The 709-nt window shown below is 60.4% G+C and carries 1 pseudogene; it reads left to right on the forward strand.

Features of this window, described 5'->3' with window-relative positions:
* Positions 1 to 92: 92 nt before the first annotated feature.
* A pseudogene (locus MAMT_RS11190) lies at positions 93 to 709 on the forward strand (hypothetical protein); the annotation flags it as partial.

A 709-nucleotide genomic window follows, 5' to 3' on the forward strand; every position in this document is an offset into this window, starting at 1 on the left:
TCCTCGGAACCGAGGAAGCCCGCTTTCTTTTTACCGCAGGGAGACGGGATTTCGTCTTGTTAAGGTATGATAGTGCGTTATCAGTCTCATAAATGTGCGCCCTCTCTCCGTTCCGTCTTGCGATCCTGTGGATTGGCCTCGCTCTCGCCCCTTCGCTCGGTAGGGCTGGCAACGTCTCTAGCGATCTCCCCACCGCCACGACTCTGCCCACCGTCCAGGTCGAAGCCTCCTCGGACGGCATCCTGCCGGGGAGCAGCTCCTCCGCCTACGCCATCCCCATGGACGTGATCGATACGCCTAGGGCGGTCACTCCAGTCTCGAAGACGCTGATGGAAGCGGCCGGCATCGGCCAGTGGGGGAAGTGGGACCCGCTTTCGATCACCTACCTCAATCCCGCAGCGATGGTCGATCCCTCGCAAACCTCCTGCGCTTCTGCGCCCGACATCCGCGGGCGGCAGGGCCTGACGTTCCTCAACGGGATTGAGGAGAGCGTCAACTTCGGGTTACAGGATGTTCCTTGGAACTTCAACATGGTGGAGAGCATGGATCTTGTGGAAGGGCCACCCGGTGCGGTTTATGGGGCAACCCAGCCTTCCAACGGCTACGTAAATTACATTACGAAGCAGCCCTACTTCGACCGGTTCCGAGGCGACGCCTGGGCAACGATGGGGATGTACGACCAGTATATGTGGGGAGCCGACATCGGCGG

The organism is Methylacidimicrobium tartarophylax (assembly GCF_902143375.2).
Classification (GTDB): Bacteria; Verrucomicrobiota; Verrucomicrobiia; order Methylacidiphilales; family Methylacidiphilaceae; genus Methylacidimicrobium; species Methylacidimicrobium tartarophylax.